This window comes from Bacillus sp. 22446 (assembly GCF_052044955.1).
GTDB lineage: Bacteria > Bacillota > Bacilli > Bacillales > Bacillaceae > Bacillus > Bacillus altitudinis.
Window position 1 is genome coordinate 442,644 of record NZ_JBQEOD010000002.1, and the last position, 23,657, is coordinate 466,300.

29 protein-coding genes are annotated in these 23,657 nt (G+C 39.3%); 21 read left to right on the forward strand and 8 right to left on the reverse strand.

Annotated elements, in window-relative coordinates:
* Positions 1-63: 63 nt before the first annotated feature.
* Positions 64-1,389 (reverse strand): S8 family peptidase, encoded by a 1,326-nt coding sequence (locus tag ACTJJD_RS06450; RefSeq protein WP_056704767.1) that lies wholly within the window; start codon positions 1,387-1,389, stop codon positions 64-66.
* A 583-nt stretch (positions 1,390-1,972) separates the two neighbouring features.
* Here ACTJJD_RS06450 and ACTJJD_RS06455 point away from each other — a divergent pair.
* Positions 1,973-2,707: a poly-gamma-glutamate hydrolase family protein gene (locus tag ACTJJD_RS06455; RefSeq protein WP_039166578.1), complete on the forward strand. Its 735-nt coding sequence runs from the start codon at positions 1,973-1,975 to the stop codon at positions 2,705-2,707.
* A gap of 77 nt (positions 2,708-2,784) precedes the next feature.
* Positions 2,785-3,234, forward strand: coding sequence for an OsmC family protein (locus ACTJJD_RS06460; protein WP_017367284.1), 450 nt, complete (start codon positions 2,785-2,787; stop codon positions 3,232-3,234).
* Between the two features lie 46 nt (positions 3,235-3,280).
* Here ACTJJD_RS06460 and erbB read toward each other — a convergent pair whose 3' ends face one another.
* The 4 genes from erbB to ACTJJD_RS06480 form a co-directional block, all read right to left on the reverse strand.
* Positions 3,281-3,649: an SMR family multidrug efflux transporter EbrB gene (gene erbB / locus ACTJJD_RS06465; protein WP_212360300.1), complete on the reverse strand. Its 369-nt coding sequence runs from the start codon at positions 3,647-3,649 to the stop codon at positions 3,281-3,283.
* Positions 3,650-3,664: 15 nt separating this feature from the next.
* Positions 3,665-3,982 (reverse strand): SMR family multidrug efflux transporter EbrA, encoded by a 318-nt coding sequence (gene erbA / locus ACTJJD_RS06470; RefSeq protein WP_017367286.1) that lies wholly within the window; start codon positions 3,980-3,982, stop codon positions 3,665-3,667.
* Between the two features lie 2 nt (positions 3,983-3,984).
* Positions 3,985-4,527, reverse strand: a complete 543-nt coding sequence (locus ACTJJD_RS06475) for a TetR/AcrR family transcriptional regulator (protein WP_008344015.1) — start codon at positions 4,525-4,527, stop codon at positions 3,985-3,987.
* A 112-nt stretch (positions 4,528-4,639) separates the two neighbouring features.
* Positions 4,640-4,903, reverse strand: coding sequence for a hypothetical protein (locus ACTJJD_RS06480; protein WP_017359036.1), 264 nt, complete (start codon positions 4,901-4,903; stop codon positions 4,640-4,642).
* Positions 4,904-5,007: 104 nt separating this feature from the next.
* On the opposite strand from ACTJJD_RS06480, the gene ACTJJD_RS06485 reads away from it, so the two are divergent.
* The 9 genes from ACTJJD_RS06485 to ACTJJD_RS06525 all read left to right on the forward strand — a co-directional run bounded on the left by ACTJJD_RS06485 (position 5,008) and on the right by ACTJJD_RS06525 (position 11,881).
* Positions 5,008-5,409, forward strand: coding sequence for a YmaF family protein (locus tag ACTJJD_RS06485; RefSeq protein WP_007499437.1), 402 nt, complete (start codon positions 5,008-5,010; stop codon positions 5,407-5,409).
* A gap of 68 nt (positions 5,410-5,477) precedes the next feature.
* Positions 5,478-6,428 carry a tRNA (adenosine(37)-N6)-dimethylallyltransferase MiaA gene (gene miaA / locus ACTJJD_RS06490; RefSeq protein WP_017367287.1) on the forward strand — a complete coding sequence of 317 codons (951 nt, stop codon included), beginning with the start codon at positions 5,478-5,480 and terminating at the stop codon, positions 6,426-6,428.
* A 25-nt stretch (positions 6,429-6,453) separates the two neighbouring features.
* Positions 6,454-6,675: an RNA chaperone Hfq gene (gene hfq / locus ACTJJD_RS06495; RefSeq protein WP_003211269.1), complete on the forward strand. Its 222-nt coding sequence runs from the start codon at positions 6,454-6,456 to the stop codon at positions 6,673-6,675.
* Positions 6,676-6,836: 161 nt separating this feature from the next.
* Positions 6,837-7,169: a YmzC family protein gene (locus ACTJJD_RS06500; protein WP_017367288.1), complete on the forward strand. Its 333-nt coding sequence runs from the start codon at positions 6,837-6,839 to the stop codon at positions 7,167-7,169.
* A 79-nt stretch (positions 7,170-7,248) separates the two neighbouring features.
* On the forward strand, positions 7,249-7,461 hold the full coding sequence (locus ACTJJD_RS06505; protein WP_003212415.1) for a hypothetical protein: 213 nt from the start codon (positions 7,249-7,251) through the stop codon (positions 7,459-7,461).
* Positions 7,462-7,726: 265 nt separating this feature from the next.
* On the forward strand, positions 7,727-8,119 hold the full coding sequence (nrdI, locus tag ACTJJD_RS06510; protein ID WP_017359034.1) for a class Ib ribonucleoside-diphosphate reductase assembly flavoprotein NrdI: 393 nt from the start codon (positions 7,727-7,729) through the stop codon (positions 8,117-8,119).
* Positions 8,079-10,181: a class 1b ribonucleoside-diphosphate reductase subunit alpha gene (gene nrdE, locus ACTJJD_RS06515; protein ID WP_017359033.1), complete on the forward strand. Its 2,103-nt coding sequence runs from the start codon at positions 8,079-8,081 to the stop codon at positions 10,179-10,181. The genes nrdI and nrdE overlap by 41 nt, the downstream gene beginning before the upstream one ends.
* A 17-nt stretch (positions 10,182-10,198) precedes the next feature.
* On the forward strand, positions 10,199-11,179 hold the full coding sequence (gene nrdF, locus ACTJJD_RS06520; protein ID WP_008344010.1) for a class 1b ribonucleoside-diphosphate reductase subunit beta: 981 nt from the start codon (positions 10,199-10,201) through the stop codon (positions 11,177-11,179).
* Between the two features lie 84 nt (positions 11,180-11,263).
* Entirely contained in the window at positions 11,264-11,881 is a 618-nt protein-coding gene (locus tag ACTJJD_RS06525; RefSeq protein ID WP_065460390.1) for a hypothetical protein, read from the forward strand.
* A gap of 55 nt (positions 11,882-11,936) precedes the next feature.
* Here the strand turns inward: ACTJJD_RS06525 and ACTJJD_RS06530 are convergent, their stop codons facing one another.
* Complete coding sequence (locus ACTJJD_RS06530) at positions 11,937-12,695, reverse strand: N-acetylmuramoyl-L-alanine amidase (protein ID WP_008344009.1); 759 nt, start codon at positions 12,693-12,695, stop codon at positions 11,937-11,939.
* Positions 12,696-13,015: 320 nt separating this feature from the next.
* Here ACTJJD_RS06530 and spoVK point away from each other — a divergent pair, with 320 nt between their 5' ends.
* From spoVK to glnA, 5 genes are all read left to right on the forward strand, one after another.
* Entirely contained in the window at positions 13,016-13,975 is a 960-nt protein-coding gene (gene spoVK, locus ACTJJD_RS06535; RefSeq protein ID WP_008344008.1) for a stage V sporulation protein K, read from the forward strand.
* Between the two features lie 120 nt (positions 13,976-14,095).
* Positions 14,096-15,358: a GTPase HflX gene (gene hflX, locus ACTJJD_RS06540; protein WP_017359031.1), complete on the forward strand. Its 1,263-nt coding sequence runs from the start codon at positions 14,096-14,098 to the stop codon at positions 15,356-15,358.
* A gap of 18 nt (positions 15,359-15,376) precedes the next feature.
* Positions 15,377-16,657 (forward strand): aminotransferase class I/II-fold pyridoxal phosphate-dependent enzyme, encoded by a 1,281-nt coding sequence (locus ACTJJD_RS06545; RefSeq protein WP_440608243.1) that lies wholly within the window; start codon positions 15,377-15,379, stop codon positions 16,655-16,657.
* Between the two features lie 91 nt (positions 16,658-16,748).
* Positions 16,749-17,159, forward strand: a complete 411-nt coding sequence (locus ACTJJD_RS06550; RefSeq protein WP_007499423.1) for a MerR family transcriptional regulator — start codon at positions 16,749-16,751, stop codon at positions 17,157-17,159.
* 60 nt (positions 17,160-17,219) lie between these two features.
* Positions 17,220-18,554 (forward strand): type I glutamate--ammonia ligase, encoded by a 1,335-nt coding sequence (gene glnA / locus ACTJJD_RS06555; protein WP_007499421.1) that lies wholly within the window; start codon positions 17,220-17,222, stop codon positions 18,552-18,554.
* 130 nt (positions 18,555-18,684) lie between these two features.
* Here glnA and ACTJJD_RS06560 read toward each other — a convergent pair whose 3' ends face one another.
* Positions 18,685-18,945 (reverse strand): YesK family protein, encoded by a 261-nt coding sequence (locus ACTJJD_RS06560; RefSeq protein ID WP_440608201.1) that lies wholly within the window; start codon positions 18,943-18,945, stop codon positions 18,685-18,687.
* A gap of 34 nt (positions 18,946-18,979) precedes the next feature.
* On the reverse strand, positions 18,980-19,399 hold the full coding sequence (locus ACTJJD_RS06565; RefSeq protein ID WP_024720408.1) for a hypothetical protein: 420 nt from the start codon (positions 19,397-19,399) through the stop codon (positions 18,980-18,982).
* Between the two features lie 191 nt (positions 19,400-19,590).
* Here ACTJJD_RS06565 and ACTJJD_RS06570 point away from each other — a divergent pair, with 191 nt between their 5' ends.
* The 5 genes from ACTJJD_RS06570 to ACTJJD_RS06590 all read left to right on the forward strand — a co-directional run bounded on the left by ACTJJD_RS06570 (position 19,591) and on the right by ACTJJD_RS06590 (position 23,657).
* Positions 19,591-20,436, forward strand: coding sequence for an SMI1/KNR4 family protein (locus tag ACTJJD_RS06570; protein ID WP_440608202.1), 846 nt, complete (start codon positions 19,591-19,593; stop codon positions 20,434-20,436).
* Positions 20,437-20,465: 29 nt separating this feature from the next.
* On the forward strand, positions 20,466-20,903 hold the full coding sequence (locus ACTJJD_RS06575; protein ID WP_440608203.1) for an NUDIX hydrolase: 438 nt from the start codon (positions 20,466-20,468) through the stop codon (positions 20,901-20,903).
* Positions 20,904-21,317: 414 nt separating this feature from the next.
* Positions 21,318-22,409, forward strand: coding sequence for a Rap family tetratricopeptide repeat protein (locus tag ACTJJD_RS06580; protein WP_113747387.1), 1,092 nt, complete (start codon positions 21,318-21,320; stop codon positions 22,407-22,409).
* A 2-nt stretch (positions 22,410-22,411) separates the two neighbouring features.
* Entirely contained in the window at positions 22,412-22,546 is a 135-nt protein-coding gene (locus ACTJJD_RS06585; RefSeq protein WP_255201816.1) for a hypothetical protein, read from the forward strand.
* A 775-nt stretch (positions 22,547-23,321) separates the two neighbouring features.
* Positions 23,322-23,657 carry a hypothetical protein gene (locus ACTJJD_RS06590; protein WP_057079508.1) on the forward strand — a complete coding sequence of 112 codons (336 nt, stop codon included), beginning with the start codon at positions 23,322-23,324 and terminating at the stop codon, positions 23,655-23,657.

Below are 23,657 nucleotides of genomic sequence, written 5' to 3' on the forward strand. Positions count from 1 at the left end.
GACTTCACACATAAAAACAGACAAAACAACACCCTTTACGAAAAACGTAAAGGGCTTTTTTATTTATTCTTGGATTGCTTTTTCTGCGTCGATGGCACCTGCTCCGTAAATCATTGGGTCCTCTCCAGACCACTTGCTTGTATTTTCTTTTAATAAGGCTTTGACTTCATCAGGTGTTAAATCTGGTGAATGCTCTAATAATAGTGCGCAGATACCGGCACAAATGGGTGTCGCCATCGAAGTGCCAGATAATGTCGTATAATCATCATCGACTCTACTTGATTTATCTAGTTTATCTAGGAATGATCTTGGTGATCTAAGAGAGACGATATTGACTCCTGGTGCGAGGAGGTCGGGCTTTGTTTCACCGTAGACCGTTGGACCTCTGCTCGAAAATGGTGCCACGACATCGTCACTTGATTCTGGCGTATTTCGATCATCATAGGCTCCGACTGTAATGACTTTTTGACTCACGGCAGGGCTTGCGATCGTTTGACTGTTAGGACCGGAGTTCCCAGCAGCAACGCATACGACAATCCCTTGATCCCATGCTGCATTAACAGCGCGCACCATCGGATCGTCTTGTTCGTCATCATAACGCTGTGCATCGCCGCCTAGTGACATACTGATGATGTGAATTGGGTCATCAGGATGGTCTTCGTTGAACTGTATGCACCACTCAACACCTTCTATAATAGTCGAAAGTGATCCAGCGCCTTGTTTATTTAACACTTTTACCCCAATGATATTGGCTTTTGGAGCGGGTCCTTTGTATAAGCCGTCTGAGGCAGCTCCGTCTCCAGCCACATCCCCAGCGCAATGCGTTCCATGACCGTTATCATCATAAGGTTTCGTTTTTTGTTTGACTAAATCTACAAAGTCGCGAATTCTTCCATCTAAGTCCTCATGTGGGTATACGCCTGTGTCAACGACCGCAACCGTAATGCCTTCACCGGTTAAGGTTGTGCCATTTCGAACGACTTCATCCGCATGACTTGATTGTGTCGCCACATCCAGCAGTGCATGTACCTGTCTGTCTAAATATATTTTGCGAATATGCTCCCCATTTGCTAAGAGTTCCTCTAAAGCCGCAGGGGTAAGATCAGCTGCGCAGCAGTTAATATGTGAAAAATGTTTTTTGATGTTTGTTTTTCTGCTTTTTTTCATTAGCTGCTTTGTGCTTTGAATACCTGCTTCGACTGCATCTTCTTTAAATTCAATGATGACCCGAAGCTTCTTGCTCTTCTTTAACCTTCCTTCAAAAAAACGATGAAGAAAACAAGGCGTCCACTTAAAAGGCTTATAGAGGTGAAGGACGGTCTCTCTTAAAGGCTGATCCAATTTACTAGCATGTGTTCTGACCATTTGTACCATGGAAAATCCAAACATGTGATGCCCTCCATTCTAGCTATCCATTCTCGTACACTCTTACGTTATGAACGTGACAGCATCTTTGTTCGGATTCTTGTCCCTTCTTTTGTTCATATTGGCGGCTGACTCATTCCCTTTAAAAAGAAAAGCGCTTACATTTTGTAAAATAATAGAAAAAGGTGGAAATCATATCAAAACTGCCGATGATAGGTGGGAGAGTTCTTCTTAGAGAACCAGTAAAACAGAGGATTCTGCAGAAAAAAGGGGGGTTCTAGACAGGGTCAATGCTCATACAAATGTGATTCATTCCAGATAAAAAAATCAAATTCGCATAAAAAAAAGACGAATTAAAGAAAACAGACTGGGTAGGACTAGGTCATTTTAAACATAACTTCATTTGTTTGTCATACTATTCTAACTCTGTTTTCAATCAGGAGAGGCGTTTCTGTGTATATAAATGCAATTATCTTATTTTTGAGGAATCTCATGATCTAGAGTGTTATGATCAAATTTGAAGAGAAAATGTGGAAAAAATGAAAAGAAATGATGATTCAATATTAATCATAGAAACGGCTTAGAAATCTGTTAAAGGAGAACGGGAATGAAGAAGTTTTTTGCTTTGCTTCTCCTGCTTGTCATCGGATGGGGCGTCTATTATACCATGCAAGCACAGGAACATGATGAGCCAGTGTCATCAGGTGGAGAAGACGAAAGCGGTTCAAATGATATGTATCGCAATTTTAAAGAACTGGAAGAGAATGAATCAACAGATCATTATCAAATTACATCCAATCCAGTGCCCGGCAGCCGTCTTCTAGTGATGTCGCCTCATGGCGGGAGAATCGAAGGCGGCGTTAGTGAGATTGTCCATTTTTTTGATAACGATTTTTCTACGTACTTATTTGAAGGTTTGAGAGAAAATGCATCAGAACTTCATATTACAAGTACAAACTTCGATGAACCAATCGGAGTCGCACAGGCAAAAGCACATGATTATGTCTTAGCTGTTCATGGTTATAAAGGGGAGCCGGGAATTGACCACACCCTTGTTGGCGGAACAGACTATGATCGTGCAGAGAAAATTGTGAACTCATTAGAGCGGAATGGATTTTCTGCTGAACTGGCTGTCGCACACGCAACCCTGAGCGGAACAAGCAATCATAATATTAATAATCTTACAAAAACAGGGCAAAGTGTACAGCTAGAGATTAGTAGAAGTCAGCGTGAAGCTTTATTTGACAGTTTTGACTTTCGGCGGCGGTCCAGCACAAAAAACGAGACGTTCTACCGGTATGTCAGGGCGATTCGGACAGTGCTTGATGAGGAATATACATAAAAATGGTGCACATGTTAAGACAAGCAGCGTGAATTCTTGTTACACTATAAAAAGTGATAACAAAAGGAGAGACAGATATGGCGCGTCATCATTTTCATCTTCAGGCAAGCTGGCCTGGTCTGCGTAACGATGTGGGGACAATCGAATGTGAACAGTTAAAGACGGAGATTTCCATTCCAAAAGAAATGGATGGACCGGGTATTGGAACAAATCCAGATGAGATGCTCCTAGGTGCAGCGGCCACATGTTATATCATTACACTTGCAGCCATGATGGAGCGGAGTCAATTAGAGAAAGAGGATTTATCGATGAGCTCTGAGGCAGTTGTCGATGTGACAAACGGTGTGTTTACATATGAGAAAATCATTCATCGTCCTGTCATCATTCTCAAAGAGTCGGCTACAGCACAGGACATAGAACGAGCTCGTAAGCTTGCACATAAAGCTGAAAGCTCATGTATGATCTCTAGAGCTGTGCAAGGGAATGTCCATATTTCCTTAGAAGAAACCATCAAAGCTGGTTATTAAGATAAAAAAGTCATTTTCTCTTGATTAATGGAGAAAATGACTTTTTTTATGACGTCCATTCGGTTTGATCGAATGGTTCTTTCTTTTCTTCCTTTTGTTTTTTGGATTGATTTAAGACAATGACGCCGCATATGACAAGTGCAAGACCAACGAATCCTTTCATATGAATGGTTTCGTTAAATAGCACGAGGCCCACTAGAGCAGTAAGTGCTGTACCGACCCCAGACCAAGTGGCATATGCAGATGACAGCTCAATTGTTTTGAGTGCCAAACTGAGAAAGGTAAAGGCGCATCCAAATCCGATCAGCACCCCCATACTCGGCAGCACCTGTGTAAAACCTTGCGAAAGCTTCAGCATCGTACTGCCAAAAACCTCTGTCAAAATGGCTCCTGTTAAATAAAGCATTCCTTTCATATCACTTCACATCCTTTAAGACATATTTAATAGTACGACCCCTGAAACAAGCATTGCCATTCCAATAAGTGCTTGACGGTTCAAGGTTTCTTTGAAAAAGAGCACGCCAAAAAAAGCCGTGAGGACGGTACCTACCCCAGACCATGTGGCGTAAGACATGCTAAGTGGAATGATATTTAGGGTCAATGACAGCATGTAAAAAGCAAGTGTATAGCCAGCGACAACGACAGCGCTAGGTTTAAAGCGTGTGAAACCATTTGATAGTTTCAGCATCGCTGCCCCAATCGCTTCTGAAAAAATGGCGATAGCCAAAAAAAGATATCCGAGGATCATCATCATCCCTCCTCTAAAATGTGTAAAATCCGATGAAGTAAAAGGGTTTTTTCCTCTCGATTCAATGGTTCAAGCTGAAACATTTCTGAAAACCATATGCCATCACAGGCAAGACGGATCAATTGGCTAAGTGCAGGGTCATTGATTTCCTCGGCTGCTTTTTCTTTAAATTCCGCATAAAAATGACGCCAAGGATTTAATAACGCTTCATCAAATGACATGGTTGCCAGCATACTTGTACATAGCTGTGTGGTGTTTTGTCTATCAAGATCATTTAATGTGGCCAATATATAGGCACGTACATAGGGCGCCTTTTCGTTTTTGTATGTTTCCTGATACGTGTCAAGCTGCTGACGAAAAGAGGCAACCGCATGCTCATTCATTTGCTGGATCAGGTCTTCCTTGCTCGAAAAATGATACAGTAGCCCAGCTTTGGTCATATTTGCATGTTCTGCCACCTGCTGAAGGGTGAGCTGACTCAATCCTTCTTTTAGAATGGTGTGAGCTGCTGCCTCAAAAATTTGTTCTTTTTTCGTTTTAGACATAAAAAAAACACCTACTTTACTGAACGGTCGGTAAAGTAAATGTTAACCTATGAAAAACAAATGTGTCAATCGATTCATTTTATAAGAGGATGTTTTCACTAAATCGTCATATTCAATAATAAGGGTATGGTCCATAAGGCGGGTATGGCGGTGGATAAGGATAACCATAGCCATATCCTGGAGCAAGAAGCGACCCAGCTAAAAGCCCTCCAGCAAAACCACCTAAAAATGGCGGTCCAAAAAATCCAGGTCTTCCATAGCCAAAACCAGGGCGCCCAAAACCAAACCCAGGTCTTCCAAAACCAAATCCAGGGCGTCCAAATCCAAAAGGTCTTCTCATCTCATCTTGAACAAACGGTGCGTCAAAATAATTCATAAAAAAAGACTCCTTTCACATAAAATCACTGTAACTGACATCAGTGTATTCGAATGGCCCACATGTGTTTGGGTGAATGCCTAAAATAAGGAGGAATGTAAAAAATGGGCCTGTATCCGTCTGATTGGGCTAAATGTCCACCTCATGCTCATGCTTATAAAGCGCGAACGGATGTAACAGAAGAACATTATCATTTAATAGAAGGTATTTCTCAGCCTGTGAATGGAAGCAGTACCGACAGACATACTCATTATTACCGGGGGATCACGTCATTTGAAAGAGGGCATTTTCATAGATATTATGGCGTCACTGGACCTGCTATCCCAAGAGTGGACGGGACGCACTATCATGAAATTGAGGAAGTCACGTTTTCTGCCTATACCGATTCTGTCCCGATTCCATACGGGGGAGTCGTTTACAGTCCAGATGAAGAAAGGCCAACGCATAAGCACCGTTTAAAAGGAAAGACATATGAAGTGGTCGGGAATGAACCGCTTGGCTGGTGACGGGAGGATATAGGAGAGAAAGAGAAGTTATGCTATACTGTAGGCAGTTTGTAAAAGAGAGTGATGTTATGAAAAAACAACCAGTGATTGTATTAGTAGGTCCGACGGCTGTCGGAAAAACAAAGCTGAGCATTGATATAGCGAAAGCATTTAATGGAGAAATTATCAGCGGGGATTCCATGCAGATCTATAAAGGAATGGATATTGGCACAGCGAAAATCACCCCTGAAGAAATGAATGGCGTACCGCACCATTTAATCGATATTAAACAACCGGATGAATCGTTTTCTACAGCTGAATTTCAGCAGCTTGTCCGCTTAAAAATCAAAGAGATAGCTGCGAGAGGGAATACGCCCATGATTGTTGGTGGAACTGGGCTATATATTCAGTCTGTTTTATATGATTACACGTTTACTGATGAGAAAAGTGATCCTGCTTTTAGAGAAGAGATGACGCTGTTTAAGCAGCAGCATGGACCGATCAAACTGTATGAAAAGCTAAAAGAAGCCGATCCTGACGCTGCAAAAGCGATTCATCCGAATAACGTCCGCCGCGTGATCAGGGCGCTTGAAATCATCCATACAACAGGTCAGAAAATGTCTGATATGCAAAACGGGCATCAAGAAGTTCCTCTTTATGATACTGCCTTCATTGGGCTGAAAATGGACCGAGAGCTTTTGTACGAGCGCATTCATCAAAGAATTGATATGATGTTAGATGAAGGCTTAATTGAAGAAGTGAGCGCACTTTATCAATCTGGTTTGAAAGATTGTCAGTCTGTTCAAGCGATTGGTTATAAAGAGTTGTATGCCTATTTTCAAGGCAACTGCTCACTTGATGAAGCCATCCAGCAATTAAAACAAAATTCCCGCAGATATGCGAAGCGTCAGTTTACGTGGTTCCGTAATAAAATGGATGTCACCTGGTTTGATATGACACCACCTTGCCACTTTTCGGACAAAAAAGAGGAAATTTTCGCATATATAGCAGGAAAGCTTGGACTTAAAGCGAAACTGTAGTTATCAGAATCAAGGAGGACGAAACATGAAACCGATTAATATTCAGGACCAATTTTTGAATCAGATCCGCAAAGACAATACATTTGTCACAGTATTTTTACTGAATGGCTTTCAGCTTCGCGGTCAAGTAAAGGGATTTGACAATTTCACGGTGCTGCTTGAGACAGAAGGGAAGCAGCAGCTTATTTATAAACATGCGATTTCAACATTTGCACCTCAAAAAAATGTAAATCTTGAATTAGAATAAACACCCGTTTTCACCAATAGCCCCATGCAACTGCGAATAAACCGGCCGAAACCCGCTACGTTTTTTGTCAGTGCAGAGGGGCTATTTTGCATGCCATGAAACTTTTCTGTCCAAGTTGCGTATAAATCCTTATTGGACATTTAAAAGGTGAGGGGATTTATATGGAAAATGCAGAGCTTGAATTGAGAAGGATTCGAGTGATCCTTCTTTTGATTGGAATCGTTGTCTTATTTGGAGCATGCGCCATCTCGAACATCGAAACGAGACAAGAAAGTTGGCATAACCATTCTGGTGAGCATGATGGGAGCCATGTTGATGGTCTTTTACCATCATCTGTTGCGCTAAAAAATAATCACATTGCTGTTGTAAAAGATGATGAAGTACATGTATACCGGTTTGATGAAAAAGAAGGAGAGCTGACGCTCATTACGACAAAATACATAGATGAATGGGATGAAGATGATGGTGATAGTGAAGACTTTGATGAAGAGTAAGCACGTAAATTTACAAATGAATGTGAAGTCGCTACACTATAAACATGCATCAGACATCTAGACAGAAAAGGATGAGTTCATGACACACAAAATTAAAATTAATCATTGGGAACAAACTTGTGAAGATGACTCCTGTTTCGAATATGGAACAAGCGTTTCTGTAAACGGGAAAGAGTTAGTAAGAGAAGCCTCGATCGTCTCTGCGCTTGAAGCGGTGCTGAAAGAATTAGGTGTTGAAGTGGAAATAACAGAAGTGTCAGAAGATTTACAGTGCGATGCCTACAAAAAATAAAACAAAAAGTCTAGTCTACTAAGCGATTTTTTTTCGTGTTATGATAGATTTCGGTTTCAGTTGAATAGGGAGTAGGGCAGTCTATTTTTAGAACCTGCTCTGCTCTATTTATTTGAACGTACGAGTTCGGCTATGAATGTTCGGCCGGGTTGGTTGATTTTTTTCGTTTCGAGCATCTATATGTTGTGTTTTGAAAAAACATAGTATACTATATATAGTGAATAGCGGAATGATCAACAATACTAAAAACTAGGTCGTGATGGAATTGATTCAAATCGTATTTGATTCAAAAACAGGAAATGTTCAACGCTTTTTGGACAAGACCCCTTTTACAGACAAACGAAAATTGACTGGAGAAGAGTTTTTGGATACGCCGTTTATTCTCGTCACCTTTACGACAGGATTTGGACAAGTCCCTGGTACCACTCAGTCATTTTTAGAGAAAAATGCGCACCTTTTACTAGGCGTAGCGGTGAGTGGGAACAAAGTGTGGGGAGATAACTTTGCCAAAAGCGCCGATACGATTTCTAAACAATATCAAGTTCCTATTTTGCACACCTTTGAACTAAGCGGAACAAAAAGGGATGTTGAATTGTTTACACAGGAGGTAGAAAGAATTGTCACAAAATCAGGTTCCAAAGTGGATACAATTAAATAACGAGATTATGATTCAAAAAGAAGGAAAGTTTCAGTTCGACAAGGACAAAGAAGCTGTACATAGTTATTTCGTAGATTATATTAATCAAAACACGGTCTTCTTTCATAATCTAGAAGAGAAGATTGATTACTTAATAGAAAACGACTACTATGAGGAAGAATTTTTAAGACAATACAGCATGTCAGATATTAAAGAAGTATTTGAAGCTGCATATGCCAAGAAATTTAGATTCCCATCATTTATGAGTGCGTTTAAGTTTTACAATGACTATGCACTGAAAACAAATGACAAAAAGAAAATCCTTGAACGCTATGAAGACCGCATTTCAGTTGTGGCTCTTTTCTTTGCGGGCGGAGACAAAAAGAAAGCACTTGAGTTTGTGGAACTGATGATCAACCAAGAGTATCAGCCAAGTACACCAACATTCTTAAACGCAGGCCGTAAAAGACGTGGTGAGCTGGTGAGCTGCTTCTTGCTTGAAGTGAATGACTCATTAAACGATATCTCAAGAGCCATTGATATTTCCATGCAGCTGTCTAAATTAGGCGGCGGCGTCAGCTTGAACCTTTCAAAGCTTCGTGCGAAAGGTGAAGCGATCAAAGATGTTGAAAATGCGACCAAAGGTGTCGTAGGCGTCATGAAACTTCTTGATAATGCATTCCGATATGCAGATCAAATGGGACAAAGACAAGGTTCAGGAAGTGCGTACTTGAATATTTTCCACAGAGATATTAATGATTTCTTAGATACGAAAAAGATCTCTGCGGATGAAGATGTTCGTGTGAAAACACTTTCGATCGGTGTCGTCATTCCAGATAAATTTATCGAGCTTGCTAGAGAAGATAAAACAGCTTACACATTCTATCCTCATACAGTTTATAAAGCTTATGGACAGCATCTTGATGAGATGGATATGGAAGAAATGTATGACGAGCTTGTAGAAAACCCGAAAGTCAAAAAAGAAAAAGTCAATCCGAGAAAACTTCTTGAAAAATTAGCTGTTCTGCGCTCAGAATCAGGCTATCCATATATCATGTTCCAAGATAATGTGAATAGAGAGCACGCTCTGAACCATATTTCACGTGTGAAATTCTCAAACCTTTGCTCAGAAGTACTTCAAGCTTCAGAAGTCTCTTCTTACACGGACTATGATCAAGATGATGAGATCGGACTTGATATTTCTTGTAACCTTGGTTCTTTAAATATCATGAACGTGATGAAAAACAAATCCATTGAAAAAACAGTCAAGCTTGCAACGGACTCACTTACACTTGTGTCTGAAACAACAGATATCCGCAATGCACCAGCTGTTAGAAAAGCGAACAAAGCGATGAAATCAATTGGACTTGGTGCGATGAACCTTCATGGGTATTTAGCTCAAAACCAAATTGCTTATGAAAGTGAAGAAGCAAGAGATTTCGCTAATACGTTCTTTATGATGGTGAACTATTACTCCATTAAGCGTTCAAGTGAGCTTGCAAAAGAAAAAGGGGAAACATTCCATCGTTATGAGGGCTCTGGTTATGCAACAGGTGAGTACTTCAATAAATACGTAGAAAATGATTTCACTCCAAAAACAGAAAAAGCGGCTGCGCTATTTGAAGGCATGCACATTCCAACAAAAGAAGATTGGGCAGCACTCAAAGACTTTGTAGCGGAAAATGGCATGTACCATAGCTATCGATTATGTATTGCGCCAACAGGTTCTATTTCGTATGTTCAATCGGCAACAGCTTCTGTAATGCCAATTATGGAACGTATCGAAGAAAGAACATACGGAAACAGCAAAACGTATTATCCAATGCCAGGACTTTCAGCACAAAACTGGTTCTTCTATAAAGAAGCATACGATATGGACATGTTTAAAGTAGTCGATATGATCGCAACCATTCAGCAGCACGTCGATCAAGGAATTAGCTTTACATTATTCCTAAAAGATACGATGACAACGCGTGACTTAAACCGCATCGATCTTTATGCACACCATAAAGGCATTAAGACACTTTATTATGCAAGAACGAAGGATACAGGGCAGGAAGGCTGTCTTTCTTGTGTTGTTTGATTAAAGGAGAGTTTAACGTGACAAAAATTTATGATGCAGCCAACTGGTCAAAACACGAAGATGATTTTACACAAATGTTTTACAACCAAAACGTCAAGCAATTCTGGCTTCCAGAAGAGATTTCCTTAAACGGGGATCTCTTAACATGGAAATATTTAGGTGAAGAAGAGCGAGATACGTACATGAAGGTACTGGCTGGACTGACGTTACTTGATACAGAACAAGGAAATACAGGAATGCCGATAGTGGCTGAACATGTGGACGGTCATCAGCGTAAAGCCGTGTTAAACTTTATGGCAATGATGGAAAATGCCGTGCATGCAAAATCATACTCAAATATCTTCATGACGCTTGCACCGACTGAAACGATTAGTGAAGTATTTGAATGGGTCAAGAAAAATAAATTCTTGCAAAAGAAAGCAGATATGATTGTAGGTCTGTACCGTTCCATTCAAAAGGATGACCCGATTTCCTTATTTAAAGCAATGGTTGCTTCAGTGTATTTAGAAAGCTTCCTATTCTATAGCGGCTTTTACTACCCGCTATATTTCTACGGTCAAGGAAAGCTCATGCAAAGTGGTGAAATCATTAACTTGATTTTGCGCGATGAAGCGATTCACGGTGTGTATGTTGGATTGTTAGCACAAGAAATTTACAACAAACAAACACCTGACGTGCAAAAAGAGCTTTATGATTTCTCTATCGATCTGCTTAATGAGCTTTATGAAAATGAACTTCATTACACTGAGGATATTTATGACCAAGTCAATTTATCGCATGATGTGAAAAAGTTCATTCGTTACAATGCCAATAAAGCGTTAATGAACCTTGGATTTGCCCCTTACTTTGAAGAAGAAGAGATCAACCCAATTGTATTGAACGGACTCAATACAAAAACAAAGTCACATGACTTCTTCTCAATGAAAGGGAACGGCTACAAAAAGGCAACAGTTGAGCCGTTAAAAGATGATGATTTCTTCTTTGGAGATGAATCATAAGGAAAGCGTAAAAGTCAAAACGCATCACTCGTTTTGGCTTTTTGCCATTTCTAACAATGTGTTACATACTGGAGGTTACCGAACATGGGAAAAATGGACGAAATCATTTTAGTTGCACCTCGCGCACGCGTGTTCCAAAACGAAACACTTGCGTTTAATGGTGTGAATAGTGAAGAGAAAACAATCAACACCATTATGAAAGAAATTGAAGAGCACTTCGAGCAAATGCGAAGAGGCGATGCAGAAGAAAATCCTGACTTTAAGCAGCCAATTCCATATGTTGTCATTAAGCGTGAGGACGAAGTGTATGTATATGAAAGACTTCAAGGTGGGGGAGAGACTCGCTTACATCATAAGTTATCTCTTGGCTTTGGCGGTCATATGAATTTCATTGAAGGAAAAAAATTTGCTGAAATTCTAAAAGAAAATACCGATCGTGAACTGGACGAGGAACTTTCGATTCAAGAAGAAGACAAACTTGAGATGAAAACCCTTGGACTTATTAATGATGATGACAACAGTGTCGGCCGTGTGCACATCGGACTGTTATCAGCCCTTGAATTATCGCCAGGTGCTCATGTAGAAGTAAAAGAAACAGATCAAATCTCAGGCAAATGGATGAAAGTAACAGATTTGAAAAAGCCTGAGTACTTCGATCGTCTTGAAACATGGTCTCAATTTGTCGTGAACATTTTAGCATAATTGGATAGACAACAAACCGGCTCTAAAGATGACTTGAGCCGGTTTGTTTTTTAGATTATTGAAAAACGAATGCGTCGTGACCGGCCTGCTTTAATCGAGCGACGAGGTCATCTGCATTTTGCTTTGAACGGAAAGCGCCAGCTTGGACTCGGTACATGCCGCTATCCAGTACGACCAGCGCTTCAAATCCTTTGGATCTGAGTGTAGCTGCTAGTTCATCCGCATTGGCTTTGACCTTGAAAGCCCCTGCTTGCACTTTATATAGGTTACTTGCTTTTTTTTTCAATTGAAGGGCTTTTTCTAATCCAGTGGCATGAGCACGAGCGATCCCTTGAAGGAAAGTAGCGTTACGGAGCTTATTTGCATCAGCTACCGTATCAATGAAACCGTTTTCAGTTAAAATGGCAGACATAGAAGTTTCCCGCAGAACGTGGAAGTTCGCCGTTTTCTTGCCGCGGTCGGCAAAATCAACGGAGCGGACAATCTCATCATGAAGGGCATTGCGATACGTGGTGGTTGGTGCTGAAACGCCAGGGTACACATAACTTTCAAAACCTGTGCCTCCGCCAGCATTAATATGAATAGACACGAAATAGTCAGCTCCCCAGCTGTTTGCCGCATTCGTACGCTGGGATAACGTGACGGATTGGTCAATTGAACGACTTAAGCGGACGGAAACCCCATCATATTCACTAATCAACATATCTCTCAGAAAAAGCGCAATTTGCAGTGTGATATTTTTCTCCAAAAGTCCATTAGCAGCAGCTCCAGAATCTGTTCCTCCGTGGCCAGGATCAATAAAAATTTTCACCATCTATTCATCACCTCGTCTTTATTTTATGAGGAAATAGAAAAATTGCCTGTACAAAATGCGGAAATCATCGAGACTCTTTTCTGCACAATTTGTGATGAAAAAGCGCCATTTTTCTAAGAAAAAACAAATTGTTGGTTTGTCCGCCCGAAATGGATGAATACAATGGAAATAGCACATCATTTCCTGGGAAACCGCACAATCCCCTACAAAAACCGGTATCTCGGGTCATTTTGACAGTAAACCGATGCTAGTGCGGGCGATTGTCACGATTACAGCTCCACCCGAATAGATTAAAGAGAGAAGAGCGAGAGGTGAATACGTTGGAGCGAGCTGTCACATATAAAAATAACGGCCAAATCAACATTATACTTAATGGACAGAAGCAAGTATTGGTTGATGCAGATTCAGAGGCAGAATACTTAGAGGCCTTGCAAAAAAATGAGGCCAAACACAGCATCTTACGAGAAATAGAACGAGAAATGAACAGCCTTGTCGGGATGGATGAAATGAAACGAAACATAAAAGAAATTTATGCTTGGATTTTTGTGAATCAAAAAAGACAAGAACAAGGATTAAAGGTAGGAAAACAAGCGCTTCATATGATGTTTAAAGGAAATCCCGGCACAGGGAAAACAACGGTTGCACGGCTTGTCGGGAAGCTTTTCTTTGAAATGAATGTTCTTTCAAAGGGGCATTTAATTGAAGCAGAACGAGGAGATCTGGTTGGAGAGTACATTGGACATACAGCTCAAAAAACAAGAGATTTGATTAAAAAATCACTAGGCGGCATTTTGTTCATCGATGAAGCCTATTCTCTTGCCCGCGGAGGCGAGAAGGATTTCGGGAAAGAAGCCATTGATACCCTTGTAAAACATATGGAGGATAAGCAGCATGAATTCATCCTCATCTTAGCTGGATACTCCAAGGAAATGGATCATTTTCTTTCTCTAAATCCTGGTCTGCAATCGAGATTTCCGATTAATATCAACTTCCCTGATTATACGGTCGATCAGCTGATGGATATTGCAAAACGAATGATGGCCGATCGGGAATATGTCTTTACCCAAGAGGCAGAATGGAAATTGCGAGACTATTTAATGCACATCAAGAGCACAACGAGTCCTGCCAAATTCAGCAACGGCCGTTTTGTGCGAAACACCATTGAAAAAGCGATTCGAACTCAGGCGATGAGGCTGCTTCTTGTGGATCATTATGATAAAAAAGATTTACTTACGATTAAAAGCCATGATCTGCAAATGAAAGAGGATACGCCTTCTTGAAATGGCGTATCCTTTTTGTAAAGAGACAAGAAATTAAACCTTCCGAATGGTGGTATACGTGTGGTGTGTTTGGTATGATGGTACTACTGAAACTTAAGTACAGAAAGGAAACAACTGACGTTGAATGAACATGAAATGATCGAAAAAGCGATCCTTGTCGGCTGTCAACTGCCGCATATAACGGATGAACGCTTTCAATATTCTATGGAAGAATTAGCTTCCTTAACCAAAACAGCTGGCGGTGAAGCTGTCAGCATCATGACGCAAAAAAGAAATAGACAAGACAGCGCGACTTACATCGGGAAAGGGAAAGTGGAAGAGCTTGAAGTGCTTTGCGACGAGTTAGACTGTGACGTTATTATTTTTAACGACGAGCTTTCGCCTAGCCAGTTAAAAGCTTTGGCGACTGCCTTAGATGTGAAAATCATTGACCGTACGCAATTGATTCTAGACATCTTTGCCAAAAGAGCCCGTACAAGAGAGGGGAAGCTGCAAATAGAGCTTGCCCAGCTTCAGTATGCCTTGCCGAGACTGAGTGGACAAGGGATCAGCCTTTCAAGACAAGGCGGCGGAATTGGCGCAAGAGGTCCAGGTGAAACAAAACTTGAAACAGACAGACGTCATATTCGAAACCGCATACACGAAATTCACGGACAACTGTCTGCAGTCAAAGAACATCGCACGAGATACCGGGAACGACGGAAGAAAAATGGCGTATTCCAAATCGCTATTGTCGGGTATACAAATGCCGGGAAATCAACATTGTTTAACCAGTTAACAGAAGCGGATAGCCATGAAGAAGATTTGCTGTTTGCCACACTTGACCCAATGACGCGTAAAATGACACTTGAATCTGGCTACAGTGTACTGATTTCCGATACAGTTGGTTTTATTCAAGACCTTCCAACCACACTGATTGCAGCATTTCGTTCCACTCTTGAAGAAGTAAAAGAAGCAGACTATTTGCTTCATGTGATCGATTCTTCAAATGAGGATTATGAAGGGCATGAACGAACGGTTCATAAGCTTTTAGAAGAATTAGAAGCTGACCGTATTCCGATGCTGACAGTCTATAACAAAAAAGACCAAATCCGGCCGGATTTTATCCCTTCCTCAAAGCAGCGCCACATTTTAATCAGTGCTAGGCGCGAGGAAGATGTGAAGCGGTTAAAAGCGGATATCATGGCTGAACTGAAAAAAGATTTTTTAAAGCCATATCATGTAAGGATTCCGGCATATGAAGGGAAACTCATATCTGCCTTAAAGTCAGAAACCTTGGTGGAATCACTGGAATTTCAAAAGGAAGCAGAGCTTTATGACATCACTGGATTTAGTGGTGAGGAGCAAACCATATTAGGACAAATCAAGAAGTATATGTTGTAGGAAAGGAATTAAATGACGATGTTTCACACTTTAAAACATGGCACCATTTTAGAAAAAATAGCAGCAGAAGCAGAACAAGACATTTCACAAATACATCAGCAAATTGATCGAAAGAGTGAACAAAATGAGTGGCGGGTTCTTGAAAGCTACCGGAAACATAAAGTCAGCGACTCTCATTTTAACCCGACAACTGGTTATGGATACGATGATATGGGAAGAGACACGTTAGAAAAGATCTATGCGGATGTATTTGGAGGGGAAAGCGGTCTTGTACGCCCGCAGATCATTTCTGGAACACATGCCATTTCCATCGCCTTATTTGGTGTGCTAAGACCTGGTGATGAATTGATCTACATGACGGGGAAACCTTACGATACCCTAGAAGAGATTGTCGGGATTCGCGGCAAAGAAGGGACAGGCTCATTAAAAGATTTTCAGATCGATTACAAAGCGATTGATTTGCGTCAAGATGGATCTGTCGATTTCGACAAAGTCAAAGAATCTATTTCCCCAAAAACAAAAGTCATCGGGATTCAGCGTTCTAAAGGTTATGCGTCAAGACCATCCTTTACAATAGAAGAAATTGAACAAATGATTTCATTTGTGAAAGACATCAATGAGGACATCATTGTGTTTGTTGACAACTGTTATGGTGAATTTACTGAATTACAAGAGCCGTGTCATGTGGGCGCAGACCTTATGGCAGGTTCTCTCATTAAAAACCCAGGCGGCGGCCTTGCCAAAACTGGCGGCTACATCGTCGGAAAAGAAAAATGGGTAGAGACTTGCTCTTATCGAATGACATCTCCAGGCATCGGCAGTGAAGCGGGTGCATCGCTGTATGCGCTTCAGGAAATGTATCAAGGATTTTTCTTAGCACCGCATGTTGTTGCACAAAGTTTAAAAGGTGCCGTGTTTACAGCGCGTTTTCTTGAAAAACTCGGGTTCCAAACAAACCCGTCGTGGAATGCGAAAAGAACCGACTTGATTCAATCTGTAGAATTTGGAGACCCTAAAAAAATGATTGCATTTTGTCAGGCCATTCAATATGCATCACCGATTAACAGTCATGTCACACCTTATGCGAGCTATATGCCTGGATACGAGGACGATGTGATTATGGCAGCGGGCACATTTGTCCAAGGAGCCAGCATTGAATTATCAGCTGATGGTCCGATTAGACCGCCTTACACAGCCTATGTTCAGGGCGGTCTCACGTACGCCCATGTGAAAAATGCCATTTGCAGTGCTGTAGATGCCTTACTAGAGCAAGGTTTTATTGAAGTGCCTGCTCGATAAAAAAATCCATGTTAATATTCCTAACATTTCGTTGACACATAATATAACATGACATATAATAAATTTAAGCAAAGAGGAGGAGACAGTTGAGATGAGTGATAACATTCGCCGCTCAATGCCTTTATTCCCAATTGGGATTGTCATGCAGCTAACAGAATTATCTGCAAGACAAATTCGCTATTATGAGGAAAATGGTTTAGTATTTCCAGCTAGAAGTGATGGGAATCGCCGATTATTTTCTTTCCATGATGTTGATAAATTACTAGAAATCAAAAACCTCATCGAACAAGGTGTAAACATGGCAGGAATCAAAAAACTTTTTGCCAAAGCTGAGGCAGAAAATCCATCGTCTGAAACAAAGACAGAGGAGAAAACCACAGCGAAGCACAACTTGACAGATGATGAACTCAGGAAGCTACTGAAGAAGGAACTCATTCAGGCTGGACGTTTCCAACAAGGAACGACCTTTAGGCAGGGGGATATGTCAAGGTTCTTCCGTTAACCAATTAGCAAAAGCATTGCTATACACATTTTACCTTTTGTAGGGGAGGAGTTTTACGAAATGGCAAAGTACACAAGAGAAGATATCGTAAAATTAGTAAATGAGGAAAACGTAAAGTACATCCGTCTGCAATTTACAGACATTCTCGGAACAATTAAAAATGTTGAGATTCCTGTGAGCCAGTTAGAAAAAGCTCTCGATAACAAATGTATGTTTGATGGTTCATCTATTGAAGGGTTTGTACGTATTGAAGAATCAGATATGTACCTATATCCAGATCTAAACACGTTTGTTATTTTCCCTTGGACAGCAGAAAAAGGTAAAGTTGCACGCTTTATTTGTGACATTTATAAGCCAGACGGAACACCATTTGATGGAGACCCTCGTAACAACTTAAAGCGTATCTTGAAGGAAATGGAAGAACTAGGATTTAGTGATTTCAACCTTGGACCTGAGCCAGAATTCTTCTTATTTAAATTAGACGAAAAAGGCGAGCCAACGCTCGAACTAAACGATAAAGGTGGATACTTTGACCTTGCACCAACAGATTTAGGTGAAAACTGCCGCCGTGACATCGTGCTTGAGCTTGAAGAAATGGGCTTTGAAATTGAAGCTTCTCACCACGAAGTAGCACCTGGTCAGCATGAAATTGATTTCAAATATGCAGGCGCCATCCGTTCTTGTGATGACATTCAAACGTTCAAGCTTGTTGTGAAAACAATCGCTAGAAAGCACGGTCTTCATGCGACATTCATGCCAAAACCATTGTTCGGTGTAAACGGATCTGGTATGCACTGTAACCTATCATTATTTAAAAATGGTAAAAACGCATTCTTTGATGAGAAAGCAGACTTACAATTAAGCGAGACAGCTAGACACTTTATCGCAGGTATTGTGAAGCACGCAACAAGCTTCACAGCGGTCACAAACCCGACGGTGAACTCTTACAAACGTCTTGTTCCTGGCTATGAAGCACCTTGCTACGTAGCATGGAGTGCACAAAACCGCAGCCCATTGATTCGTATTCCAGCATCACGCGGCATTAGCACACGTGTAGAAGTACGCAGTGTAGACCCATCTGCAAACCCATACCTTGCACTAAGTGTATTACTTGCAGCAGGTCTAGACGGAATCAAAAACAAACTAGACGCACCAGCGCCAATCGACAGAAACATCTATGTCATGGACAAAGAAGAGCGCCTTGAAAACGGCATCGCTGACTTACCTGCAACACTTGCAGAAGCACTTGAGCTGCTCAAGTCAAACGAAGTCATGATCAACGCACTAGGCGACCACTTATTCGAGCACTTCATCGAATCAAAAGAAATCGAATGGGATATGTTTAGAACCCAAGTACACCCATGGGAACGCGATCAGTATATGTCTCAGTATTAATCAAGAAATCCCCTTGGAGCCATTGGCTTCAGGGGGTTTTTATTTAATTAGTTGGTCTTGTGATATTTTCATGCATATTTTCACTTTTAATAATCGAAAGAGCCACTTCTTATGCAGAAGTGGCTCTATGTTATTTATGACTAAAATAACTCAAGGTACTATTAATAATTAAGGTGCTCACAGATGCAATCAGTAAAGATATACTGATTGCACCCAGTCCTAAACCTTCCCACTTTCCTACGAAAAAACTGATTAATAATAAGATAATACTGATGAAGATGAGAATTGATGGTATTCCATACTGTAAAGGTGCATTCTTTCTTTTAAAGATCAAAGAAACACCCAATATAACAATCGTAAGGATAACTGTTAGCAGCCAAAATGATGACATTTATTGACCTTCCTTCTTTTAAAAATATATGAAATTATTTTATTTCCTCATCCATTACTTTCTTATACTTTTCAAATTCAGCATCTTTCATTTCACCGTTCATTTGTAATAAAAAGTTTCCTTTTGAATAGGTGTGAGAGAAGAACATAGATCCAGCATTGCCTAACTCATCATAATAGGATTTCGCCTGCTGTAAATCAGTTTCATTTCCAAATTTAAAAATTCGTCCACCAGCATTTTCACCTAAGGAAGGAACGAGAATTCTTTTTCCTTCTTCTCTTATATTTCCAAACTCTTTTTGTTTAAGATCAGATGGTTTTTCTGCTTCAAGCCCAGCACTTTTAAAAGCTTCAATAATATTGGCTGTCGTGAGCTGTTTTTCATTTGATGCTGCGCTACTGCAAGCTGTTAGCATCATTAAACAAATAAAAATGAATATAGATAATTTCTTCATATTGGATCCTCCTGATTTTTAGGTGCAAAGGAAATTTTACATGAAGTACCTTCTTTTTACTATCGTTTCGACAAAAATAGACAACGTGAATGACTAAGTAACTAATATTCTTCTTTTATTTTGCCTAAATTGTTAAATATACTCAGCAAGATGGTATACTTATGTGCATATTTTACTAGGAGGCATTCACCTTGAAATCATTTTGGGCAATAGACGAGGAAGGTTACTATACGTTAAAAAAGATCAACGAAGCAGAAATAGCTAAAGCTGAAAAGAAACTTGGTGTCACTTTGCCAGATACATATAAAAAGCTCATATTAGAGCAGAATGGTGGTTATACCATTCATAATGCTTTTCCAACCACTCACTCTAATTCATGGGCTGAGGATCATATTCAATTTAATCACCTGCTGGGTATCGCCGAAGGTGAAGGAATTATGGATAGTGCCTATTTGATAAAAGAGTGGGAGCTGCCAGAAGGGCTTGTCTTAATTAACGGGGATGGTCACACTTGGGTAGCGATGGATTATCGAAAAACGAAAGAGAACCCTGCAATTCATTATTTTGATGTTGAGATGGAAGAAGACTTTAAGTTAGCTGATTCCTTTGATGAATTCATTGAGGGGCTGGGGCTATATACAGCTGAGTATACTGTTGATGAGGAAGCAGCAGCGGCTGAATATGAACTTTCTGAAGATCATTTAAGTAAAGAAGAACTCGAAGCTATATTTGAATTGGACGTGCTTGATGAAGGTAATCTGTATAAAATTCAATATTACCCGATGGTTGATTTGAACGAAATTGAATGGTTTTTTAAAAAGATGCAATATCACATTGAAAAAACAAAAGATGAAGATGATCTTTATCAAGTAGCTGATACGATTATTAACATTCTCTTATTGAATCCAAATATGCCAATCAATAATAATATTAAAGAGCTGGTGCAACAAATATCCGATTTCTTACAAAGTAATGAAGATCCACTTGTAGTAAATGTAGGCGAACTTATTCTTAGTCAGTTCGAGAGTATTATTTAAGGTGAATTTTAAGAAAAAGAGGTTAAGCAATGAGAGCACCGTATCAAGTATTGATATTTCCTTATATAGAAACTGAAAATTCCATTCTATATGCTATTTTTCATCGAAGCGATTATGGTTATTGGCAAGGAATAGCTGGTGGTGGGGAAGATGGTGAGGCTCCTATTGAAGCAGCAAAACGGGAAGCGTTTGAAGAGGCTGGTATTATAAGAGAATGTCCATATATAACACTCGATTCTGTGTCTTCACTACCCGTAGAGGATGTAGTTGGTGAATTTCTTTGGGGAAAAGATGTTTATGTGATAAAAGAATTTTCTTTTGGCGTTAAAGTTTCTACAAAAAATATTAAATTATCTAAAGAACATGTTGATTATAAATGGGTGTGTTTTGAGGAAGCGGTAACTCTTTTAAAATGGGATAGTAACAAAACAGCTTTGTGGGAACTAAATAAAAGGGTATCAAAATAATTGAAATGTTGTTAACAAAGCCAATAGTAGAACGAGAATTAAACGGAAGAAACTTTGCTACACCTCTAAAGCAAAGCTCTTTTGCTTCTTCAATCAATTCAGGTTCCTCCTTACATAGTGAAATATGAAGTATCCTATCAAGTTCTTCTTTAGGCGCATTCCCAATAAAACATTTAAATAACCCTGTGTTCATCTAAGTCCTTCTTTTTATTTAAGTAAATCAAAAATCTACACTTTACTTTATTTTTGAAAAACTTCTAAATAGCGAATGAGAACAAAAGTTTGATTAACGGTTTGGATTTCATGTATTTTGCGGGATACCGAAAACTTTTAAAATAAGCACCTTGTCTTTACATATGTTGTAAATGTCATGTTAAAATTATACAAAGGAAATGATAGCAAGGGGGTAATGGAATGTCGAATTTGATTGCTTCTGTAGATGTAGCAAACACTCTTAACAAATGGTATTTACATATTAAAAAGAGGGAAGTTTCACAAGCAGTAGAGTTGAGGGATGAGATTCAAGATATGTTAGACGAAATGGAAGAAAATCAAGATGTTTTACTCTATTTCAATATTCTTGATTACAGGTTTAAGGTACTGATGGAAGATTTAGTGGGGCAACCAACAATAACAGAAAGTGAAAGAGTCAAAACAGATGACATGCTAAGGTTTTACTTTTATCTTTTTAAAGGTATGTATGAGAGTGCAAAGAATAACTATTCAGAAGCTCTAGTCCTATTCAGAGTAGCTGAGAGACAACTGGACAAGGTACATGATGAAATTGAAAAGGCCGAATTTCATTATAAAATTGGTACACTCTACTATTTCAATAAGGTCACGCTCCTTTCTCACCATCATCTACAAACAGCAAAGGACATCTACAAGGGTCATGAAGGCTACAGCATACAGACCATAAACTGTAATATGTTGTTGGCACTGAATTTGATTGATGATGGTAGACTAGACAAAGCTGAAAAAATGCTTTTGGATTGTGTTGAGAAACTGATTGAAAAGAATGATAAGAGATTGTTAGCGTTAGCTTATTACGATCTAGGATTTCTAAAAATTCAGGATGACCACCATATAGAAGCAATTGAATATTTCAACAAAGCAATTTCCGCAGAGGATCTAAAACAGTCAGCTCCCGTTTCATACTTACAATGTGCGTATGAATTTGCAAGATCAAGCTATAAATCAAATCAGTTGGATCAGGCAATAAGTTGGGTTGCTGAGGGGAAAGCCTTTTCTAAAGAACAGCAGAACACAAACTTTATTTTAAAATTCAATATCCTTGAGAAATGTTATACAACACCACAGGAAAGCTCTGAGGATATTAAGAAAGAACTAGGACTTTTGGAAGAAAGAAAAGCATATGTTGATATAGAGGCCTTAGCTCCTGATGTTGCCTCCATTTATAAGAAGTTAAATCTTTATGAAGAAAGTAACTATTTCTTGGAATTGGCTTTAAAATCTTGTACGCTTATAGGAAAGGAGGTCATATGATCATGAAAAAAGTAATGATGATGATTACTACTGCTTTGCTATTAGGTACAATTCTTGGAATGCCTGTTGTACAACAAACTCAGTCAGATGTTAAAGATGAGATAGTGTTACTTTCCTCAAGAGGTGCAGGATCATAAAAGGGATAGGGTTTTAATTCATCACTGCGAAGTATAATTGTTTAAAAAATGATAAAGTGGATTAAAGTGTCAGGCTCCTTATGGTATAAAAGAATATGCCATAAAGGAGTCTTTTTTATATTAGATGCTCCATTTGCTTTAATGTCAGTTAGAGGAACTCTGGGTATTACCCAATTTCACTGTATATATTTATGCGAGAGCTGTATAAAGCATGGGATTCTGAAAACCGAAAAAAATTTATGAAGAATTTCAGGATGTTTTTATGAAGAAAGAGAAGAAAACAATTTGAGATAAAAATAAATATAGTACATACTTTCAATTTTGTTACTCAACTCCTAAATATGGAACTGACTGTAGAATGTTAAGACTGATTGTTTTATAATTTCACGGTAACATAACTTTCTCTGGATTGTAATTAAAAGTATAAAACGTAAGTGAAAGTATATCGGAGGATTTGGATGATAAAAAAAGAAGTTTTTCAAATAGTTTTGTTTACAGTCCTTTTGGCTATTTTTCTTTATCAAGGTGTACAAAGAGATTTTCCTTTTGAATATCTGCTTACATTAATTGCGTACTATGTTGCTGTGATAGTTTATAGAATTATAAAAGTAATGAAATATAAAAAGGAGCAAAGTACAGTTAAGTAGTTTGAGCTATTTTTGTTTGCGGTGTTCGCAATCACTTTTGGGATCAGACGTATGAGGTCATGGCTCTTTGGCATGTTGACATTAAGAATTATATAATGAACTAAATTTAACTTCGGAGGTGCTTTTATATGTCTATTCAAGTAGATGATGATAATGTTTTAGAGATGTGTAATATATATGCTCAAGAAACTCATCACAGAGAAGCATTGATTTTAGGAAACAGGAAGGGTCTATTGGAATTAAAAAATGCGATAGATCAGGCTTTAAAAAACGGTAGTGCTGTTGCAAATTTATACCCATCTGATTTTGAAGGGTATGAAACTTGTATTGCTCTAGTGGATGATGAAAAGCAGTTTGAGAAATTAATTACTCCTTATGTAGAGGAATATACACAAGATGATGATGCGATTGATCCAATTGATATTATTAAAGAGTACGATTCCAAAAAAGAAAAACCCTTATAA

Excerpts from the sequence above, each read along its gene's own strand:
- ACTJJD_RS06450 (WP_056704767.1), bottom strand. The coding sequence starts at position 1,389 with ATGTTTGGATTTTCCATGGTACAAATGGTCAGAACACATGCTAGTAAA.
- ACTJJD_RS06455 (WP_039166578.1), top strand. The coding sequence starts at position 1,973 with ATGAAGAAGTTTTTTGCTTTGCTTCTCCTGCTTGTCATCGGATGGGGC.
- ACTJJD_RS06460 (WP_017367284.1), top strand. The coding sequence starts at position 2,785 with ATGGCGCGTCATCATTTTCATCTTCAGGCAAGCTGGCCTGGTCTGCGT.
- erbB (WP_212360300.1), bottom strand. The coding sequence starts at position 3,649 with ATGAAAGGAATGCTTTATTTAACAGGAGCCATTTTGACAGAGGTTTTT.
- erbA (WP_017367286.1), bottom strand. The coding sequence starts at position 3,982 with ATGATCCTCGGATATCTTTTTTTGGCTATCGCCATTTTTTCAGAAGCG.
- ACTJJD_RS06475 (WP_008344015.1), bottom strand. The coding sequence starts at position 4,527 with ATGTCTAAAACGAAAAAAGAACAAATTTTTGAGGCAGCAGCTCACACC.
- ACTJJD_RS06480 (WP_017359036.1), bottom strand. The coding sequence starts at position 4,903 with ATGAATTATTTTGACGCACCGTTTGTTCAAGATGAGATGAGAAGACCT.
- ACTJJD_RS06485 (WP_007499437.1), top strand. The coding sequence starts at position 5,008 with ATGGGCCTGTATCCGTCTGATTGGGCTAAATGTCCACCTCATGCTCAT.
- miaA (WP_017367287.1), top strand. The coding sequence starts at position 5,478 with ATGAAAAAACAACCAGTGATTGTATTAGTAGGTCCGACGGCTGTCGGA.
- hfq (WP_003211269.1), top strand. The coding sequence starts at position 6,454 with ATGAAACCGATTAATATTCAGGACCAATTTTTGAATCAGATCCGCAAA.
- ACTJJD_RS06500 (WP_017367288.1), top strand. The coding sequence starts at position 6,837 with ATGGAAAATGCAGAGCTTGAATTGAGAAGGATTCGAGTGATCCTTCTT.
- ACTJJD_RS06505 (WP_003212415.1), top strand. The coding sequence starts at position 7,249 with ATGACACACAAAATTAAAATTAATCATTGGGAACAAACTTGTGAAGAT.
- ACTJJD_RS06525 (WP_065460390.1), top strand. The coding sequence starts at position 11,264 with ATGGGAAAAATGGACGAAATCATTTTAGTTGCACCTCGCGCACGCGTG.
- ACTJJD_RS06530 (WP_008344009.1), bottom strand. The coding sequence starts at position 12,695 with ATGGTGAAAATTTTTATTGATCCTGGCCACGGAGGAACAGATTCTGGA.
- ACTJJD_RS06545 (WP_440608243.1), top strand. The coding sequence starts at position 15,377 with ATGTTTCACACTTTAAAACATGGCACCATTTTAGAAAAAATAGCAGCA.
- ACTJJD_RS06550 (WP_007499423.1), top strand. The coding sequence starts at position 16,749 with ATGAGTGATAACATTCGCCGCTCAATGCCTTTATTCCCAATTGGGATT.
- glnA (WP_007499421.1), top strand. The coding sequence starts at position 17,220 with ATGGCAAAGTACACAAGAGAAGATATCGTAAAATTAGTAAATGAGGAA.
- ACTJJD_RS06560 (WP_440608201.1), bottom strand. The coding sequence starts at position 18,945 with ATGTCATCATTTTGGCTGCTAACAGTTATCCTTACGATTGTTATATTG.
- ACTJJD_RS06565 (WP_024720408.1), bottom strand. The coding sequence starts at position 19,399 with ATGAAGAAATTATCTATATTCATTTTTATTTGTTTAATGATGCTAACA.
- ACTJJD_RS06575 (WP_440608203.1), top strand. The coding sequence starts at position 20,466 with ATGAGAGCACCGTATCAAGTATTGATATTTCCTTATATAGAAACTGAA.
- ACTJJD_RS06580 (WP_113747387.1), top strand. The coding sequence starts at position 21,318 with ATGTCGAATTTGATTGCTTCTGTAGATGTAGCAAACACTCTTAACAAA.
- ACTJJD_RS06585 (WP_255201816.1), top strand. The coding sequence starts at position 22,412 with ATGAAAAAAGTAATGATGATGATTACTACTGCTTTGCTATTAGGTACA.
- ACTJJD_RS06590 (WP_057079508.1), top strand. The coding sequence starts at position 23,322 with ATGTCTATTCAAGTAGATGATGATAATGTTTTAGAGATGTGTAATATA.